The following is a 17,096-nucleotide window of genomic DNA, read 5'->3' as shown; positions in this document are numbered from 1 at the left end:
ACTATAAACTTATATCTTCTAAGATAAACTCTTTTTCATTTTTTTCACAAAATTCTATAAAATATTGAAAATATTTATCAACTTCATCTTTATCATATCCAGCAAGACTAATCACAACTTTTCTTTTATCTGCTATTATTTTAGGTAATGATGAAAAATCAAGATGTGAAGGAATTTTTTTCATAGTATCAATCAAATCATTTTCACTTGTTTCTATAGTCATTGTATTTCTATATTTTTCAATATTTGATTTTGGATATAATTTATCTAATGCTTCCATTACCATAGCTTGACTCATAGATGGAAAACCTGGAGTGAAAAAAAATCTATCTTCAAGATAAAATCCAGCTACATCATTTACTACATTTGTAAGAAGTTTTGCATTTATTGGCAGATATGCCATATTTATTCTGTGAGGATAAGCTTCTTCTTTAAATTGATTTATAATTCTATTTTTTGCCTCTTCATGAAATTCCATTTTTCCATTTGTAAATGCCTTTGCAGCTACAACTCTAGTATAATCGTCAGGTGTAGCTCCAATCCCACCAAAACAAAACATAACAGAATTTGGATCAGATTTTATAAGATTAAAAATATCAAACATAAGTTTTTGGTCATCTTCTATTACAAAAGAGCCTTTTTGTTCCCAACCTCTTTTTAAAAGTTGTTCGTTTAAGAAAGAAAAATGGGCATCTTTACGACGTCCATTTAGTAATTCAGTACCAATAATCACTGAATAAAAATTGATTTTTTGAGTACTCATTAAATTCTCGATTGGATAAATTTTTCCATTTCATCTACAATTTCTTTAATAGTTCCTTCCCCATTTATTACTTTTAATAAATCTTTTTTTGAATAAAATGCTCTAATTTCTTCTAATGGTTCAGCAAAAACTTTCATTCTATTGTTAAATACTTCAACATTGTCATCAGTTCCCCTTGCACGTCCTAAAACTCTATCTCTTGCAACTTGTTCACTAACTTCAACTTCTATACAGTTTACTAACTCTACTTCATCTTCATTTGCTAAATATTTATCTAATTCAACCATTTGTTCTATACTTCTTGGATATCCATCGATAATCACAATATCTGTTGATGCTTTTTTTATAGCTCCAATAATTGTTTCAATAGCTATATCAATTGGTACAATATTTCCTGCACTTATATATTTTTCAATTATTTGACCTCTTTGAGATCCACTTGATACTTCTGTCCTAAACATATCACCAGTTGAATAATGAGTTATATTATTGTGATTTACTGCAATTAATTCTGCATCAGTAGTTTTGCCACTGCCAGGTGCCCCAATAATTAAAAATAATTTTTTCATTTATAACCTTAGTTGAATTTTGAGGGAATAATTGTATCAAAAATCATTTAAATTCTTGATGTAGTATTTAGAGCTTATGTATTATTAAAAGCTTTTTTTATACAATACACGAAAAATTAAGGAAACGAAATATGAATTTAATGCTATTTGGAGCACCTGGTGCTGGTAAAGGGACACAAGCAAAATTTTTAATCGAAAAATATAACATTCCACAAATCTCAACAGGCGATATTTTAAGAGCAGCTATTGCAGATAAAACTGATATGGGAATGGAAGCAAAAAAATTTATGGACGCTGGACAGTTAGTTCCAGATTCTACTATTATTGGTATTATTAAAGATAGATTAGCTGAGTCTGACTGTAAAGATGGTTTTATTCTTGATGGTTTTCCAAGAACTTTAGCTCAAGCTGAGGCTTTAAATGAACTAATGAAAAATATGGGAATCTCTTTAGATAAAGTTATCTCATTAAATGTTCCTGATGAATTAATCGTTGGAAGAATTACAGGAAGAAGAGTATGTTCAAAATGTGGAGCATCTTTCCATGTAGAATTTAATCCATCTAAAAAAGAAAATGATTGTGACTACTGTGGTGGTGAATTAATCATCAGAAAAGATGACAATGCCCAAACTGTTATTAGTAGACTTGATGCATACCACACACAAACTGCACCATTAATTGAATTCTATACAAAAATGGGTGTATTTATGGAACTTGATGGAACAAAAGATGTTTCAGAAGTTACAGCAGATATGTTCAACGCTTTAGCGTAAACTCTTTTTTAAAAAAGTAAAAAGGGGACTAATTTTAGTTGCCCCTTTTTTTTATTTAAAATTATTAAAAATTCTAGCCTTGCATTCCAGAAGTAAATGGCTTTTTATTGTTTGTTGCAAATTTATTTTTTGCAACTACAATCTCTTTTTGTTTCTCTTTTCTTCTTTGGTCTTTTTCAACAAATATTTTTTTCTTAGTAAATGGATCCATTTCTGTGTAATACATAACAGCTGAGTAAGTCCCTGGTGTTGGAGTAAATACCTGAGCTTGTTCTGGATTCATTTTTAATTCATGTGTTGTAAACTGCTTTAACTCATGCATATGTTTTTCTTCACAACCTGGATGTGCAGCAATTAAATAATATGTTAAAAACTGTTTTTTACCAGATTCTTTATTTAAATCATCATACATCTTTTTAAAATCAATTAACGTTTGTTTTCCAGGTTTTCCCATATGATGTAAAACCTCATCATTTGTATGTTCTGGTGCTACTTTCATTTGCCCTGAAATATGATGGTCTATCATCTCTTTTAAATACTCTTTTCCATGCTTTTTATCAGCTGTGATTAAATCATATCGAACGCCTGAAGCCACAAATGCTTTTTTAATTCCAGGAACAGCTCTAATATCTTTTAAAAGTTGTATGTTTCTACTATGGTCAACTTTCATCGTTCGACAAAGTCTGTGAGCATCTACACATCTTTTATTATCAACACAAGTTCCAAGATTTATTTTTTTCTTACACTCATATCCATACATATTAGCAGTTGGTCCTCCAACATCTGAAATAATTCCTTTAAAATCTTTCATTGTTGTAAAGTGTTTTGCTTCAGCTAAAATATTTTTTTCGCTTCTAGTTCGTATAGTTCTTCCTTGATGAGCAGCAATTGCACAGAAGTTACACTCTCCCCAACATCCATGGTGAGTCATAATAGAAAACTTAATAGTTTCAAGACATTTTACTTTTCCCTCTTTTGCATGATATGGATGTAAATCTCTTTGATATGGAAAAGATGCAATATGATCCATCTCTTCTTCTTCCAAATGCCTGCTTGGTGGATTTTGGATTAAATATCGTCCATCAATCTCTTGGCATAAACCTTTTGAATAAACTGGGTCATTATTGTCATAAAAAGTTTTAAAAAGGTCAATATATTTTTCTTTAAAATCTAAACACTCTTGATGTGATGGAATTTGTAGATAATCATTTACTGGTTCTTTTGAGATATAACAAAGTCCTTTTATAGTTCTTGGGTCTTTTCCTTCTTTTAGATAATTACCCAAATCCATTATTGCTTGTTCAGCCATACCATAAACCATATAATCAGCTTTGGTATCAAATAATATTGGTTTTCTAAGTTTATTTGTCCAGTAGTCATAATGAGTAAGTCTTCTAAGACTTGCTTCAATTCCACCAAGAACAATAGGAACAGTATTTTTAAAATATCTTCTGATTAGATTTGTATATACTAAAGTAGCTCTATCTGGTCTTTTATTGTTTTTTCCACCAGGAGTATAGTCATCATCATTTCTAAATTTTTTAGTTGCAGTATAGTTTGAAACCATTGAATCAATGCTTCCACCACTTACTCCCCAAAACAGTTTTGGTTCGCCTAATCTTTTAATATCAACATCACTATTTACATCAGGCTGACCTATAATTCCAACACGAAGTCCTATATCTTCAAGCAGTCTTCCAACAACTGCAATTCCCATAAATGGAGAATCTATATAGGCATCACCTGTGATTAGGATGACATCAAGTTCATCCCAACCACGTTCATTCATCTCTTTTTTTGTAGTAGGTAAAAATTTATTTAATTTTTCTGAATTATTCATTTTTCTTCTTTATAAAATATATTAGTTTTTTCGTATTGTGCCTGAATATATTTTAACCCCTACTATAAAAAATTAAACTCTTTTTGTTAAATTTGTATCAAGTTTTTTAATATCTAACATCATTGCTATTTTTGAATCTTCTAACTCTTTAATCTCAACTAAACTTTCTATTAAAGTTCCTGCTCCTAAGAAATGATTTTGAATATGTTGAATAGTTTTTTCTTCAACAACACAAACTGTTTCTAAAGAAGAAACCATAATTCCAACACAATGTTGAATATTATCTTTATCATATTCAACTAAAATTATATTTGTTAGTTTTTCATTTGTAATTTCTTCATTTACAAAATCTCTTATATCTAAAACTGAAACTAATTTATCTTTATATAAAACCATACCTTTAAAATGGTTCTTTTTGTCCATATCTATTGATTCTTGTAACTCTTCAATTCCAATTGATTCTATTACATTTTTTGCATTTACAGCTAAAAATTTTTTTCCTAAATAAAAAGTTGCTAACTCCATACTTGAAGGAGTAAATTTTGTTTTTACTGAAGATAAAAATTTAGATTTTGTATTTTCAAGAAATGTATAACAATTTATACTTCCAATATAAACAAAAACAAAACATATTACATCATTTTTATAATCATCAACTCTACTTTTATACTCCCTATATCCTGTTGAACATTTTGCACCTACAGCATAATATGAGCCATTAAATTCAATAATTTTACTCATATTTTGTGCATTTTTTAAAGTAAAAAACATATCATCAATATTTAAATAAGAATCAACTTCTAAATCATCATTTGTTGAAGAAATTATCTGTTTATTTTTATCTGTAAATATAGCAAATACACCAGGAACTTTTTCTCCATTTGCATCTTTAGGCATTGTCTCTTCTAACATAGAATAAAACTGTGGAGTAGAATCAAAAACAACAGCAATTCCACCTGTAATTTGTTTTTCATCTTTTAAAGATCTAATTGCACTGCTATAAATGTATGTTGATTCATTGTTATAAAGATTTGTTTTTTCAAATTTTGATACTGTATATTTTGATGTATCTTTCAAATTTAAAGTTTTTTCTACCCATTCTTGAGTTAAAATTTTTCCTACTAAATGGTCTTCTTTTTCATTTGAAACAGCTATTATTTTTCCTGATTTGTCAAAAATAATAAGATTTGTATAAACTGTATATAGTTCATTTATATATTTTAGAATTGATGTAATTTCACTTTTTTTATTATGTAAAATTGAATAATTATCAAATGTTTCTCTAAAATATGAGTTTAATGCCCACCATCTACAATCATTAGCTCTTTCATATAAATTTCTATCCATTATATCAATTGCTAAAGATGATAAAAATTCACTATCTTTTAATATTGCAGATATGATTGTTTGATTTAAATTTTCCAATGAAGAGTTTGCTTTATTACCAGTAATTCCTATCTCATTTAATAAAGATTTTGAAAATTCTCTATTTACAGAATTTAATTTACTTTGAACAATATTTCCATTCCAGATAACTCTTGTCAAATTATCTTGAATAGTTCTACTTTTATTAAAAACTTCTTTTAACTCTTTTGAAAAATGTTGTTCATTTTCCATCATTGCATTTATGATTTTATTATCAACTTTTATAGAATTTAATTCATCACTTAAAAAAGCATATTCAAGTGGAATCATAATATGTCCGTACCATTTTAAACCATAAAAACCTTGATAACCATTTGTTTCACATGTTTTTGCTATATAATCACGTCCTGCATAAGAGATGATTTTATAGTTTTCATTTAAAATAATTGGAAGTTTTGCGCCTAAACCAATATGTTCTTTATCGCTACTTGCTATTACATATCCATCTTCATCTAATATTACTAAACACTCTTTATTTTTTTCATCAATTAAATTATTGAAAATTCCATTCATTTCATCTGAAAATTTAAAACAAAGTGCTAATACTCCTAAATTTTCTGAATTTGAATCATTTGATTTTGTAACTTTGTATGAATAAACTAAAGACTTTTTATATTGAGGAATAAAATCATGATATTTATATGTTTCAACATAATCATCATTTGAATTTAAAACTTTTTGAACAAATGAAGTATCAACTTTTTCTACTTTAATATCATCATTTAATCTTACAACTATTTTTCCATAAGTATCTAATAAAACAATATCAAAATATACTGAATATTTTGATACATATTCTTTAAATCTTTTTTGTATATTTTGTCTTAAAACTAAACTTTCATCATTATATTTTGAAACATAATTTTGAATAAATATTCTTATATCATCATCAGTTGCTAAAAATCCAATATCTGCTGTTCTTTCAAAAAGATTTCTAATAAGTACATCTATTGCAACTTGTGCCTTAAATTTCATTTCTTGTGCAACTCTTTTTACTTGTTGTTCACTTAAATGATTTAATAAAGTTGAAGTTAAATTTAAAAAATTTTCTTTTGTTTTACCTATATCAATATTTATATCACCTAATTGTCCTAACAGGGCTAACATATCCCAAGAAGAGCTCAATCTTCCTAATTCATCTTTGTATTTATCAACATCTTCTATATGTTTTATTATTGGATACAAATCAGCTTTTATATTAATTCCTTTGTAATTAATAATATTATTATTTGACATCTGTTATTTCCTATTTTTTTCTATAATAAGATTATATTGCAATTAAAATTTTTTTTAAATATACAGCTGTATATAAAATAACATATTATGAAAAATAATTTTTTTTGCTTATTTTGAAAGTTTATCTGTCAGTTCTAATAAATTTATTTGCCAGTTTGAATTAAATATATCTTCTTGGACAATTTGAATATTTAAATTTGTACCAAGAGAAAGGGCAAGATTGTAATCATAATTATCAAGAAATAATATTTTTTTTACATCTTTTTTTTGAGTAAATTTAATTAATTCTGGTACATCTTGTATACTTATATATTTTTTCTCTCTTCTAATAGTTTTAATTCTAAATCTTCTTGTAAAATATTCCCAATAGTCATCAAAAACATAAATGACATTTGTTTCACTACTTCTAAATTTTTGTTTGATTCTTAAAAATGTATCATCAATTTCATTTAAAAAAATTTCATAATTTTTTTTATAAAAGTCTTTTTTATCTTTGTTTATGATTACTAATGTTTCATATATATTTTTTGCTACTTCACGTAAAAGTAAAGGATCTGTCCAAACATAAGGATTATCATCAATTTTAAAAATATTAGAAGAAAGATCAACAAGAATTATTTCTGGATTTTTTTCTTTTAATATTTTTGCATATTTATTTTCTACATCTAAAGAAAAATGAAAATAAGCTTTTGCATTTGAAAGTTTTGAAATCTCAGAATAAGGTAATTCTTGATATTCAGAAATATATCTATTGGAAATTTCTCTTATTTTTACCTCTTCATGTGCTATTTTTCTAACTAAATAAGATTCTAAAGGGAAATAAGTAATAACTTGGTATTTTGAGAATAAAAAAACTGGAAAGAAGAATAAAATAAATAAAAATTTTTTCATACTCTTCTTTCCAAAAAAATTAAATATCAGCTACTGTTTTTCTTAATCTAATATTTAGTTCTTTCAATTGTTCTTCATCAACAGTTGATGGAGCTTGAGTTAATAAACATTGAGCTTTTTGAGTTTTAGGGAATGCAATTACATCTCTGATTGAATCAGTTCCAGCTAAAAGCATAATCATTCTATCAAGACCCATTGCAAATCCACCATGGCTTGGTGCACCATAAGCTAAAGCATCAAGTAAGAATCCAAATTTATCTTTAGCTTCTTCATCACTAATTCCCATTAATTTGAATACTTTTGATTGAATTTCTTCTTTGTGGATTCTTATACTTCCTCCACCAAGTTCTGTTCCATTTAAAACAATATCATAAGCAATTGATTCAATTTCTTCTAAATCTTCGATATTATCTAAATCATATTTTTCAACATTTGGCATTGTAAATGGATGGTGTAAAGCTTTTGTTCTTCCATCTTCAACTTCAAACATTGGGAAATCTACAACCCATAAAAATTCATAAGCATCTTCAGGAACTATATTCATCTCTTGAGCTAGGAATAATCTAAATCTTCCCATATAATCCCAAACTACTTTTTTAGCTCCAGCTCCAAAGAATACAACATCACCAACTTCAAGTTCAGTTACTTTTACAATTTCTTCTAAATCAGCATCACTAAAGAATTTAGTTAATGGACCTTTTAATCCATCTTCTTTCATTTGGAAGTAACCTAAACCTTTAGCTCCAAATTTTCTAACATAATCTTCAAAACCTTTCATTTGTCTTTTAGAGAAAATATTATCTCCGTTTTTACATTTTAAAGCTTTGATTCTATTATTCTTTTTATCTTTTGCAATATCAGCAAAAATTTCATTTGTTGAGTTTGCAAAAATATCAATAACATCAACAAGTGGCATATCAATTCTTAAATCAGGTTTATCAGAACCATATTTTTCCATAGCTTCAGAATATTTCATTCTTCTAAAAGTTGAAGGAACATTTTTACCACATTTTGTGAATACATCGTAAATTAATCTTTCAGCAACTGCGATAACATCTTCTTGTGTACAAAAAGACATTTCTACGTCAATTTGAGTAAATTCAGGTTGTCTATCAGCTCTTAAATCTTCATCTCTAAAACACTTTGCAATTTGAAAATATTTATCAAAACCTGCAACCATTAATAATTGTTTAAATAATTGTGGAGATTGAGGAAGTGCATAAAATTCACCTGGATGAACTCGTGAAGGAACTAAATAATCTCTTGCACCTTCTGGAGTCGATTTAGTAAGAATTGGTGTTTCAACATCTAAGAATCCTAATTCATCAAGTGTATTTCTTACTTGAATAGTTGCTTTAGATCTTAATTGGAAAATTTCAAATGATTTTCTACTTCTTAATTCTAAAAATCTATTTCTTAATTTGATCTCATCATTTACTTTTTCATCATTAATATCAAATGGCATAGGTTTTGATTTATTTTCAATTACTAACTTTTCTAAAATGATTTCAATTTTTCCAGTAACTAAATTTGGATTTTCTAATCCCTCACCTCTTGCTCTTACTTTTCCTGTTGCAATTAATACATATTCATCTCTTACATTTTCAGCAACAGCCAAAGCATCTTTACAATCTTGTGGGTCTGCTACAAGTTGAACTAATCCACTTTTATCTCTTAAATCAATAAATATAATTCCACCATGGTCACGTCTACTGTTTACCCAACCAGCAACAGTTACAGTTTCACCTATAATATTTTCAGTTACATCTGTACAATAATGTGTTCTCAAGTCTAACTCCATTTCTATAAATATTCGCGATTTTATCTAATTTTTACTTAATTTCTAAAAAGCCTACTTCAGTACTTTTAAACAATCTAGGAGTGTAAATAACTTCATTGTCTACTATTTGTGTTGGGATTGAAGATGAATTACCATCATTATACAAATAATTAATTCCAACTAAAGTTGAATAGTCAACCCATTCATAAGTTATATTTCCTCCAAAAGTTGTTATTTCATCTTTAAGTTTTGCATCAACACTATCAATTGAATTTGCAATTACAAGCTTTTCTCTATCTTTATCTTGTGTTAATATCATAAGCATAGGATCATAATTTAATTGAGTTGAAAAAATAATCTTAGGATAAACATCATAAGCTCTTAATTGAGATAAAATTAAAGATGTTTTTACTAAGTCAGTATTTAAAAAAAGTGATGAATTTTTTAACCTATAATCATTTACTATATTTTTAAAATTTGTTTCATTTTTTTTTATCTCTTTTCTAACTGTTGTATTAGTAACAACATTATCGTAACTTCTTTTTAGTTTAGAACCTAAATATGTGTCTTGATAAAACATCGCATTATTTCCAGTTGAATAATAACTTAATTTTTTAAGTTGCTCATCATACGAAATAGAACCAAAAATTAAATTATCATTATTTTCTAAAGAATCTTTTTTTTCAATTAAAGGAAGATACACTTTTAAATCATTTGAAACAACTTTGTTTAGAGTATTTATTGCATTAGGAGTAAATAATGCGATAACCTTAGTAATGCCTTCTTCTTCAATTTTTGAGAAGGCAGAACTGATTTTATCGTAACTTTCATTTTCACAATCTATTACTACTAAATTATAATCAGCTTTTTTATAAGATAAATAACCTGAAATAGTGTTCATAGAATTTTTTGCATATTTTGAAACTAAAGATGAGGGATAAATAAATGCAATTTTGATTTTTGCTTTTGTTTCATCAATTTGAATATTTATATTTTCTTCATCTATTGTATTCATACTGCCATTTGGAATAGTTTCTTCTTTAATATCACTTTCTTTTATATCAATAGGAGTAAATTCTTCCACGATTGTAACTGAATCTTCTTCAACTTTTTTTTCTTTTTGAACTTGTTTTTCTATTTTGTTTTTATTTGGTAATTTCAACTCTACAACTTGTTTTTGTGTACACCCAAAGAAAACGAATACAAATAAAATTAATGCTAATATTTGTTTCAATTTAAAGCCTCCATAAAATTTTTTATTTTTAACATATCATAGTATGCATCTTTTTTAAAAGATGGATTTCTCAACAAAAAAGTTGGTGAAAATGTTGGAAGTAAACTAATTCCATTAAAACTAAGCTCTTTACCTCTTATTTGTGAAAAATTATCACTATTTTTGAACAAATAAGTGTATGTTTTTTCACCTAAAGCCACTATTAATTTAGGTTTAATAAGCTCTATTTGTTTTAACAAATAATCATTACAAACATCCATATTAGAGTTTGTAGCACCATTTAAACTTTTGCATTTTACCAAAGTTGTTATGTAAATCTCTTCTTTTTTAATATTTAATACATTTTCTATCATTTTAGCCAAAAGTTCACCAGTTTTTCCAACATAATAAGAAGCTAACTCATCTTCTGTTTTAGTTGGTTCATCACTTATGAACATAACTTTTGAATTAAAATTACCATAACCAAAAAGAACATTTTTACGACATTTTGAAAGTTCACATAAATAACAGTGATCAACACTATTTTTTAATTCTATTAAATTATTGGGCAATTTAATATTTTTTAATTCTGTTGAAAAAAAATCTAAAGGTTCGTGATACTCAAAGCCAAATGATTTTAAATTGTATAAATACTTTAATAATTGATTTTTAACTAATTTTGTCATATGGAATTGTACAAAAAAACTTCTTGAACAATTATTTGTTCCAATATATAAAACAAAAATATAATTTTACTTGACTTTTGTTCCAATATTTTATAAAATAATAAATGTTTTAATAATAGGAATAAAAATGAGTATGCCTAGTTTAAGAAAACTAGAATTTGATTTAGAAGTAAATAAGACAACTTTACACAATTGGAAAAGAAATAGACCAAAATTATTTGAATTTATTATGGAATCTTATAAAAATAGAGAAATTCTAAAAAAGCATTTAGAATTATTGATGGAACAAAAAGAAATTATTGAAAAAGAGATTGACATTACAAAGAATAGAATAGTTTAGTATGAAAAGTTATGGAGCTAACATAATAATATAACTTTTTTAAAGTGTGCGAAGTATTATTTATTTTGGCTTCATAGTTTTTTGTATTTAAAATAAATTTTAATAAGAATTTTATATTAGACATAAATAAGGAAAATCTTTCCTTATTTAATATTGTTATAGATATTTATTTATATCTATGAGTGATTCTACCTTTATCTAGTGAATAAGGTGTGATTTCTACTTTTACAGTATCATTAGGTAATATTTTGATATAGTGCATTCTCATTTTTCCTGAGATATGACATAAAACTACATGTCCATTATCTAATTCAACTCTAAACATAGCATTTGGTAGAGCTTCAATTACTTTACCATCAATTACAATTACATCATCTTTTGCCACATTTTCCCCTTAATCTTCCGAATTACTTAAAATAACTGCTTTACCATTAATAACAGCAACTGTATGTTCATAATGACTACCTCTTAATCCATCAGCTGAGACAACATCCCAACCATTTTTTAGAATAACAGGATTTCTATCTTTACAACAAATCATTGGTTCTATACAAAATACCATTCCATTTTTGATCTTTGGTCCAGATTTTGTATTTCCATTTTCTAAATAATTAGGAATCTCTGGTTCTTCATGTGGTCTTTTACCAATTCCATGCCCACAAAATCTCACAAGCGGTTGATAACCTCTTGCAACAATAAAATCTTCGATTAATTTAGATAACTCTTTAAATCTAAGACCTTCTTGCACTTGTTCGATAGCATAATACAAAGAATCTTTTGCACAAGCAATCAAATCTTCATCTTCTTTTGAAATTTTTCCTATTGGCATTGTTATTGCGGAATCACCATACCATCCCTCAATTTCAGTACCAATGTCAAGACCAAGAATATCACCTTCTTTAAGAATAACATCACTAGGAATTCCGTGTATTATAACTTCATTTAACGAAGTACAAATTGCATTTGGGAAACCGTATAAACCTTTAAATGAGGGTCTAGCTCCTAGATTTCTCATGAACTTTTCCCCCATAGCATCAACTTCTTTTAAAGTCATACCAGCTTTTACATTTTCTCTTAAGAAATTTAAAGTTTTTGCAACTGCAATATTTGCAACACGAAGTTTTTCTATTTCATTTGGTTTTCTTAATGGAATTGCCATTTTACAGTCCAACCGCACTTAATGTTTGATATTTATTCATATATTGTTGAGCTTCGATTTTTCTCATTGTATCAATTGCAACCTGAACAACGATTAATACTGCAACTCCTCCAAAATAGAAAGGTACCCCCATAGCTTTTACAATAAGCCAAGGTAAAGTTGATATTAATCCCATATAAATTGCACCCCAAAAAGTCAATCTACTTGCTACTTCATTTAAAAATTCAGCTGTACTTGCTCCTGGTCTAACACCTGGGATAAATCCACCTTGTTTTTTTAAATTTTCTGAAATATCTTTTGCATTAAAAGTAATTGATGCATAAAAAAATGCAAAGAAAACTACAAATAAAAACATAAATAAATTAAAAGTATATGAACTAGGACTTAGATAATCAGCTATTGCAACTAAATATTTATTTTGACTTCCTTGTAACACAGTTGCAGGAAACATTAAAATAGCACTTGCAAAAATTGCTGGAATTACTCCACTTAAATTAACTTTAATTGGAATATAATTCATAACTCTTTTTTTCTGATTTTGCATCATAACTTTTCTAGAATATGATACAGGAACTCTTCTCTCACCTAACTCAACATATATAATTGCACCTACTGTTGCAAGAATTACAATTAAAATTCCAATAACTGTTAGGAAATTCATTTGACCATTATTTACTAACTCAATAGTTCCACCAATTGCACTTGGAATTGCTGAAACGATACCTGCAAAAATAATCAATGAAATACCATTCCCAATACCTTTTTGTGTGATTTGTTCACCAATCCACATTAAAAGCATAGTACCAGTTAACATTGAAATTGCAGAAACTGCAATAAATGTATTCATATCAATTGAGATTGCACCTTGTCCACTTTGACCAGTTAATGAATTAAGACCAACTGAAACACCAATTGATTGTATTAATGTAATAACAATAGTTGTATATCTGATGATTTGCATATATTTTTGCATACCATCTCTTTCTTTTTTCATTTTACCAAGTGCTGGGAAAGTTGCTGCTAGAAGTTCCATAATAATAGAAGCAGTAATGTAAGGCATAATTCCTAGTGAAATAATACTTAGTCTTTCAACTGCATTACCACTAAACATATTAACAAGACCTAATGCATTATTTGCATTTGAGTCGAAAAATTCTTTAACTACGTCTATATTAACTCCAGGTACTGGCACGTATGCCAATAACCTGTAAAGGAAAATAAAGCCTAATGTAATAAGAATCTTATTTATTAGATCTTTACTCATGGCTATTTTCCAGTAGTTGTAACGTTTTCGTCTTTAATCTTAGCTACTAAATCTTTTGCAGTTGAACCAATTAATTTAACTTTTTCAACTGATTTTGATAATTTATACACTGATTTAATAGAATCTAATGTAATTTCATCAAGTTTTGCAATTTGAGATACTTTATCAACATTGATAGAATAAGGTTTAACTACTCTTGAAAAGAAACCAACTTTTGGAAGTCTTTTATAAAGTGGTTGTTGACCACCTTCAAATCCTCTTTTCATTTTGTAACCAGATCTTGCTTTTTGACCTTTGTTACCTTTTCCAGCAGTTTTACCTGTACCACTACCTTGACCTCTACCAATTCTTTTTACATTTTTTGTACTACCAGCTGCTGGTTGTAAATTTTCTAATGCCATATTCTTATCCTTTTATCTTAGCTAATGCTTCAACAGTAGCTTGTACAAGGTTGTTTGGATTATTTGAACCTAAAGATTTAGCAATAATATCTTTAACCCCTGAAAGCTCAAGAACAGGTCTTGCAGCTCCCCCAGCGATTAGTCCAGTACCCTCAGATGCTGGTTTTAATAATATTTTACTTGCATTATATTTATGTTCAATATCATGTGCTATTGTAGTTCCTTTAATAGAAACAGTAACTAAGCTTTTGAATGCATCATCTAATGCTTTTTTAATTGCATCAGGAACCTCTTTAGCTTTACCAGTTCCAAATCCTACTGTACCGTTTTTATCACCAACAACAACTAAAGCTGTAAATCTGAATCTTCTACCACCCTTTACAACTTTTGTTACTCTTCCGATTTTAACGATTGCTTCTTGAAAGTCTTCTCTATTTACTGCCATCATTAACCCTTATAATTTGATACCGTTTTCTCTTAATGCGTCAGCAAATGCTGCTACAACACCATGATAAAGATAACCATTTCTATCGTAAACTACTGCTTCGATTCCAGCTGCTTTTAAATTTTCAGCAAGTTGTGCTGCAACTTTAATTGCATTTTCTTTATTCACATTTAAACCCATAGCTTTTGAGCTAACTGCTGCTAAAGTTACACCTTCAACATCATTGATAGCTTGTGCACTAACGTATTTGTTAGATTTAAAAATTGATACTCTTGGCTTTTCAGCTGTACCAAAGATTGAACTTCTAACTCTTTTTTTTCTTTTGATTCTTAAAGCATTTTTTTTAGCTAAATCTTTTTCTCTACTCATAGTTACACCTTACTTCTTAGAAGTTTTTCCGGCTTTTCTGATGATTTTCTCATCAGTATATTTAACACCTTTACCTTTATACGGTTCTGGTTTTCTAAAGCCTCTAATAATTGCAGCAGCTTGACCAACTTGTTGTTTGTCAGCACCTTTTACATTAATAATGTTTTTTTCAACAGTAACTTCTAATCCTTTTGGGATTTCATAGTTAATTGGGTGAGAATAACCTAATAATAGTTCTAATACATTACCTTTTACAGCAGCTCTATAACCAACTCCATTGATTTCTAAAGATTTTGTAAATCCTACATTAAGACCATTGATAGCATTAGCTGTTAAAGCTCTATAAGTTCCCCAAAATGCTGAAGACTCTTTTGATTCACCATTTCTAGTTAATACAACTTGAGAGTTAGCAATTTCAATACCAACTCTTCCATGAGTTTCAACTGTAGAAACATTGTTTCCTTTTTTTACACTAATTACTGTACCACTTACTGTAACTTCAATTCCTGAAGGAATTGCGATAGGTTTTTTACCAATTCTTGACATTACACTCTCCTACCATACAGTACAAAGTACTTCACCACCAACATTAGCTGCATATGCTTCATCATTAGCAATTACACCTTTGTTAGTTGAAACGATAATAGTACCGTACCCATTTTTAAAGTTTTTAATTTCAGAAGCGTTTTTGTAAACTCTTCTTCCTGGTTTAGAAACTCTTGTAATTTCATTAATTACTGATTTCTCATTATCATCATATTTCAATTCAACTTGAATTGTTTTTTTGTTGTTTTGTCCATCAATAACTTTGAATCCAGTAATATACTCTTTTTGTAATAAAACGTTTAAAACACCTACTACTGTATTTGAGTGTAATAATGTTGCAACTTCTAATTTTCTCATTGCAGCATTTCTAATTCTAGTTAAAGCATCTGCGATTATATCATTCATCATAGCTTTTTTCTCCTACCAACTAGCTTTTCTAACACCAGGTAATAAACCTTCGTTAGCCATTTTTCTTAAACAAACTCTACATAAACCAAAATCTCTATAAACAGAGTGAGGTCTTCCACAAACAGAACATCTTGTGTATGCTCTTACAGCAAACTTAGGTGTTCTTTGTTGTTTAGCGATCATAGATTTTTTTGCCATTACGCTCTTCCTTTTGTAAATGGAATTCCTACTAATTCTAATAATCTGAATGCTTCAGCATCATTAGAAGAACTTGTAGAAATTGAAATATTCATACCGTGTGTTTTGATAATATTATCATATACAACTTCTGGGAACATTAATTGCTCGTCTAAACCAAAATTGAAATTCCCTCTACCATCAAAACCATTTTTGTTAAGACCTCTAAAGTCTTTTACTCTTGGTAATGCAACGTTACATAATTTATCTAAGAAATGATACATTTGTTCACCTCTTAAAGTAACTTTAACACCAACTGGCATACCTTCTCTAACTTTAAATCCAGCTACTGATTTTTTAGCAATTACTTTAACTGCTCTTTGACCAGCAATTAAAGAGATTGTATCTTCAATATTTTGAATTAATTTAGAATCTTTCATTGCTTCACCAGCACCAACAGAGATAACAACTTTTTCTAATTTAGCTGTTAAACATTTGTTTTTTGGAAATTCAGCTTCTAATGCTGGTTTGATTTCTGATTTATATTTTTCAAATAATCTTGATGCCATATTAGTTACCCTCTACTTTTGCTACATTTGAAATGTCAATTGGCATTTCTTTGTTTACAAATCCACCTTCTGGATTTTTTTCTTGATCAGGTTTAACTGTTTTTTTAGCAACTTTGCAATCTTTTACAATTACTTTTCTTTCTTTTGGTAATACAGCTAAAACTTCACCAGTTTTACCTTTATCATCACCAGCGATGATTTTTACAGTATCACCTTTTTTGATTTTTAATTTAATTGCCATA

Annotated in this window: 21 protein-coding genes; 2 read left to right on the top strand and 19 right to left on the bottom strand. The window is 27.9% G+C overall.

The window, feature by feature from the left end:
* Position 1: 1 nt before the first annotated feature.
* Positions 2-763 (bottom strand): competence/damage-inducible protein A, encoded by a 762-nt coding sequence (locus ADFLV_RS04690; RefSeq protein ID WP_129010923.1) that lies wholly within the window; start codon positions 761-763, stop codon positions 2-4.
* Positions 763-1,332, bottom strand: a complete 570-nt coding sequence (locus ADFLV_RS04685) for an adenylate kinase (RefSeq protein ID WP_014473715.1) — start codon at positions 1,330-1,332, stop codon at positions 763-765. Before ADFLV_RS04685 ends, ADFLV_RS04690 begins: the two co-directional genes overlap by 1 nt.
* Before the next feature lie 131 nt (positions 1,333-1,463).
* Between ADFLV_RS04685 and ADFLV_RS04680 the strand changes: the two genes are divergently transcribed.
* Positions 1,464-2,105 carry an adenylate kinase gene (locus ADFLV_RS04680; protein WP_014473714.1) on the top strand — a complete coding sequence of 214 codons (642 nt, stop codon included), beginning with the start codon at positions 1,464-1,466 and terminating at the stop codon, positions 2,103-2,105.
* A gap of 73 nt (positions 2,106-2,178) precedes the next feature.
* On the opposite strand, the gene ADFLV_RS04675 is transcribed toward ADFLV_RS04680, so the two are convergent.
* The 6 genes from ADFLV_RS04675 to ADFLV_RS04650 all read right to left on the bottom strand — a co-directional run bounded on the left by ADFLV_RS04675 (position 2,179) and on the right by ADFLV_RS04650 (position 11,176).
* Positions 2,179-3,945 (bottom strand): YgiQ family radical SAM protein, encoded by a 1,767-nt coding sequence (locus ADFLV_RS04675; protein WP_129010924.1) that lies wholly within the window; start codon positions 3,943-3,945, stop codon positions 2,179-2,181.
* Between the two features lie 72 nt (positions 3,946-4,017).
* The gene (locus tag ADFLV_RS04670) at positions 4,018-6,606 is read right to left on the bottom strand and encodes a chemotaxis protein CheW (RefSeq protein WP_129010925.1); all 2,589 of its coding nucleotides are present in this window, start codon (positions 6,604-6,606) and stop codon (positions 4,018-4,020) included.
* A gap of 108 nt (positions 6,607-6,714) precedes the next feature.
* Positions 6,715-7,497, bottom strand: a complete 783-nt coding sequence (locus ADFLV_RS04665) for a metal ABC transporter solute-binding protein, Zn/Mn family (RefSeq protein WP_129010926.1) — start codon at positions 7,495-7,497, stop codon at positions 6,715-6,717.
* 19 nt (positions 7,498-7,516) lie between these two features.
* Entirely contained in the window at positions 7,517-9,286 is a 1,770-nt protein-coding gene (gene aspS, locus ADFLV_RS04660; protein ID WP_014473710.1) for an aspartate--tRNA ligase, read from the bottom strand.
* A 43-nt stretch (positions 9,287-9,329) separates the two neighbouring features.
* Positions 9,330-10,511, bottom strand: a complete 1,182-nt coding sequence (locus tag ADFLV_RS04655) for a hypothetical protein (RefSeq protein WP_129010927.1) — start codon at positions 10,509-10,511, stop codon at positions 9,330-9,332.
* A complete protein-coding gene (locus tag ADFLV_RS04650; protein ID WP_014473708.1) occupies positions 10,508-11,176 on the bottom strand; it encodes a uracil-DNA glycosylase in 669 nt (222 codons plus the stop codon). The genes ADFLV_RS04655 and ADFLV_RS04650 overlap by 4 nt, the downstream gene beginning before the upstream one ends.
* Before the next feature lie 127 nt (positions 11,177-11,303).
* Between ADFLV_RS04650 and ADFLV_RS04645 the strand changes: the two genes are divergently transcribed.
* Positions 11,304-11,516, top strand: coding sequence for a hypothetical protein (locus ADFLV_RS04645; RefSeq protein WP_014473707.1), 213 nt, complete (start codon positions 11,304-11,306; stop codon positions 11,514-11,516).
* Between the two features lie 166 nt (positions 11,517-11,682).
* On the opposite strand, the gene infA is transcribed toward ADFLV_RS04645, so the two are convergent.
* From infA to rplX, 11 genes are read right to left on the bottom strand one after another with little or no spacing between them, the layout of a single operon-like run.
* Positions 11,683-11,901 (bottom strand): translation initiation factor IF-1, encoded by a 219-nt coding sequence (gene infA / locus ADFLV_RS04640; protein ID WP_014473706.1) that lies wholly within the window; start codon positions 11,899-11,901, stop codon positions 11,683-11,685.
* A 9-nt stretch (positions 11,902-11,910) separates the two neighbouring features.
* Positions 11,911-12,675, bottom strand: a complete 765-nt coding sequence (gene map, locus ADFLV_RS04635; RefSeq protein WP_014473705.1) for a type I methionyl aminopeptidase — start codon at positions 12,673-12,675, stop codon at positions 11,911-11,913.
* 1 nt (position 12,676) lies between these two features.
* Positions 12,677-13,939, bottom strand: coding sequence for a preprotein translocase subunit SecY (secY, locus tag ADFLV_RS04630; protein WP_014473704.1), 1,263 nt, complete (start codon positions 13,937-13,939; stop codon positions 12,677-12,679).
* Positions 13,940-13,941: 2 nt separating this feature from the next.
* A complete protein-coding gene (gene rplO, locus ADFLV_RS04625) occupies positions 13,942-14,340 on the bottom strand; it encodes a 50S ribosomal protein L15 (protein ID WP_014473703.1) in 399 nt (132 codons plus the stop codon).
* A 4-nt stretch (positions 14,341-14,344) separates the two neighbouring features.
* Positions 14,345-14,785 (bottom strand): 30S ribosomal protein S5, encoded by a 441-nt coding sequence (gene rpsE, locus ADFLV_RS04620; protein WP_014473702.1) that lies wholly within the window; start codon positions 14,783-14,785, stop codon positions 14,345-14,347.
* Between the two features lie 9 nt (positions 14,786-14,794).
* The gene (gene rplR, locus ADFLV_RS04615; protein ID WP_014473701.1) at positions 14,795-15,154 is read right to left on the bottom strand and encodes a 50S ribosomal protein L18; all 360 of its coding nucleotides are present in this window, start codon (positions 15,152-15,154) and stop codon (positions 14,795-14,797) included.
* Between the two features lie 9 nt (positions 15,155-15,163).
* Positions 15,164-15,700: a 50S ribosomal protein L6 gene (rplF, locus tag ADFLV_RS04610; protein WP_014473700.1), complete on the bottom strand. Its 537-nt coding sequence runs from the start codon at positions 15,698-15,700 to the stop codon at positions 15,164-15,166.
* A 9-nt stretch (positions 15,701-15,709) separates the two neighbouring features.
* Positions 15,710-16,108, bottom strand: a complete 399-nt coding sequence (rpsH, locus tag ADFLV_RS04605; RefSeq protein WP_014473699.1) for a 30S ribosomal protein S8 — start codon at positions 16,106-16,108, stop codon at positions 15,710-15,712.
* Positions 16,109-16,120: 12 nt separating this feature from the next.
* The gene (locus ADFLV_RS04600; RefSeq protein ID WP_004510833.1) at positions 16,121-16,306 is read right to left on the bottom strand and encodes a type Z 30S ribosomal protein S14; all 186 of its coding nucleotides are present in this window, start codon (positions 16,304-16,306) and stop codon (positions 16,121-16,123) included.
* Positions 16,306-16,854, bottom strand: coding sequence for a 50S ribosomal protein L5 (rplE, locus tag ADFLV_RS04595; protein WP_014473698.1), 549 nt, complete (start codon positions 16,852-16,854; stop codon positions 16,306-16,308). The genes ADFLV_RS04600 and rplE overlap by 1 nt, the downstream gene beginning before the upstream one ends.
* 1 nt (position 16,855) lies before the next feature.
* Entirely contained in the window at positions 16,856-17,095 is a 240-nt protein-coding gene (rplX, locus tag ADFLV_RS04590; protein ID WP_014473697.1) for a 50S ribosomal protein L24, read from the bottom strand.
* Position 17,096 lies beyond the last annotated feature (1 nt).

Source organism: Arcobacter defluvii (assembly GCF_013201725.1).
GTDB classification, from domain to species: Bacteria; Campylobacterota; Campylobacteria; order Campylobacterales; family Arcobacteraceae; genus Aliarcobacter; species Aliarcobacter defluvii.
Note: the sequence above shows the minus strand (reverse complement) of the source record. Positions and strands in the feature narration are given on the sequence as shown.

Coding starts and splice junctions, on each gene's coding strand:
- ADFLV_RS04690 (WP_129010923.1), bottom strand. CDS start 763: ATGAGTACTCAAAAAATCAATTTTTATTCAGTGATTATTGGTACTGAA.
- ADFLV_RS04685 (WP_014473715.1), bottom strand. CDS start 1,332: ATGAAAAAATTATTTTTAATTATTGGGGCACCTGGCAGTGGCAAAACT.
- ADFLV_RS04680 (WP_014473714.1), top strand. CDS start 1,464: ATGAATTTAATGCTATTTGGAGCACCTGGTGCTGGTAAAGGGACACAA.
- ADFLV_RS04675 (WP_129010924.1), bottom strand. CDS start 3,945: ATGAATAATTCAGAAAAATTAAATAAATTTTTACCTACTACAAAAAAA.
- ADFLV_RS04670 (WP_129010925.1), bottom strand. CDS start 6,606: ATGTCAAATAATAATATTATTAATTACAAAGGAATTAATATAAAAGCT.
- ADFLV_RS04665 (WP_129010926.1), bottom strand. CDS start 7,497: ATGAAAAAATTTTTATTTATTTTATTCTTCTTTCCAGTTTTTTTATTC.
- ADFLV_RS04650 (WP_014473708.1), bottom strand. CDS start 11,176: ATGACAAAATTAGTTAAAAATCAATTATTAAAGTATTTATACAATTTA.
- ADFLV_RS04645 (WP_014473707.1), top strand. CDS start 11,304: ATGAGTATGCCTAGTTTAAGAAAACTAGAATTTGATTTAGAAGTAAAT.
- map (WP_014473705.1), bottom strand. CDS start 12,675: ATGGCAATTCCATTAAGAAAACCAAATGAAATAGAAAAACTTCGTGTT.
- secY (WP_014473704.1), bottom strand. CDS start 13,939: ATGAGTAAAGATCTAATAAATAAGATTCTTATTACATTAGGCTTTATT.
- rplO (WP_014473703.1), bottom strand. CDS start 14,340: ATGGCATTAGAAAATTTACAACCAGCAGCTGGTAGTACAAAAAATGTA.
- rpsE (WP_014473702.1), bottom strand. CDS start 14,785: ATGGCAGTAAATAGAGAAGACTTTCAAGAAGCAATCGTTAAAATCGGA.
- rplR (WP_014473701.1), bottom strand. CDS start 15,154: ATGAGTAGAGAAAAAGATTTAGCTAAAAAAAATGCTTTAAGAATCAAA.
- rplF (WP_014473700.1), bottom strand. CDS start 15,700: ATGTCAAGAATTGGTAAAAAACCTATCGCAATTCCTTCAGGAATTGAA.
- rpsH (WP_014473699.1), bottom strand. CDS start 16,108: ATGATGAATGATATAATCGCAGATGCTTTAACTAGAATTAGAAATGCT.
- ADFLV_RS04600 (WP_004510833.1), bottom strand. CDS start 16,306: ATGGCAAAAAAATCTATGATCGCTAAACAACAAAGAACACCTAAGTTT.
- rplE (WP_014473698.1), bottom strand. CDS start 16,854: ATGGCATCAAGATTATTTGAAAAATATAAATCAGAAATCAAACCAGCA.
- rplX (WP_014473697.1), bottom strand. CDS start 17,095: ATGGCAATTAAATTAAAAATCAAAAAAGGTGATACTGTAAAAATCATC.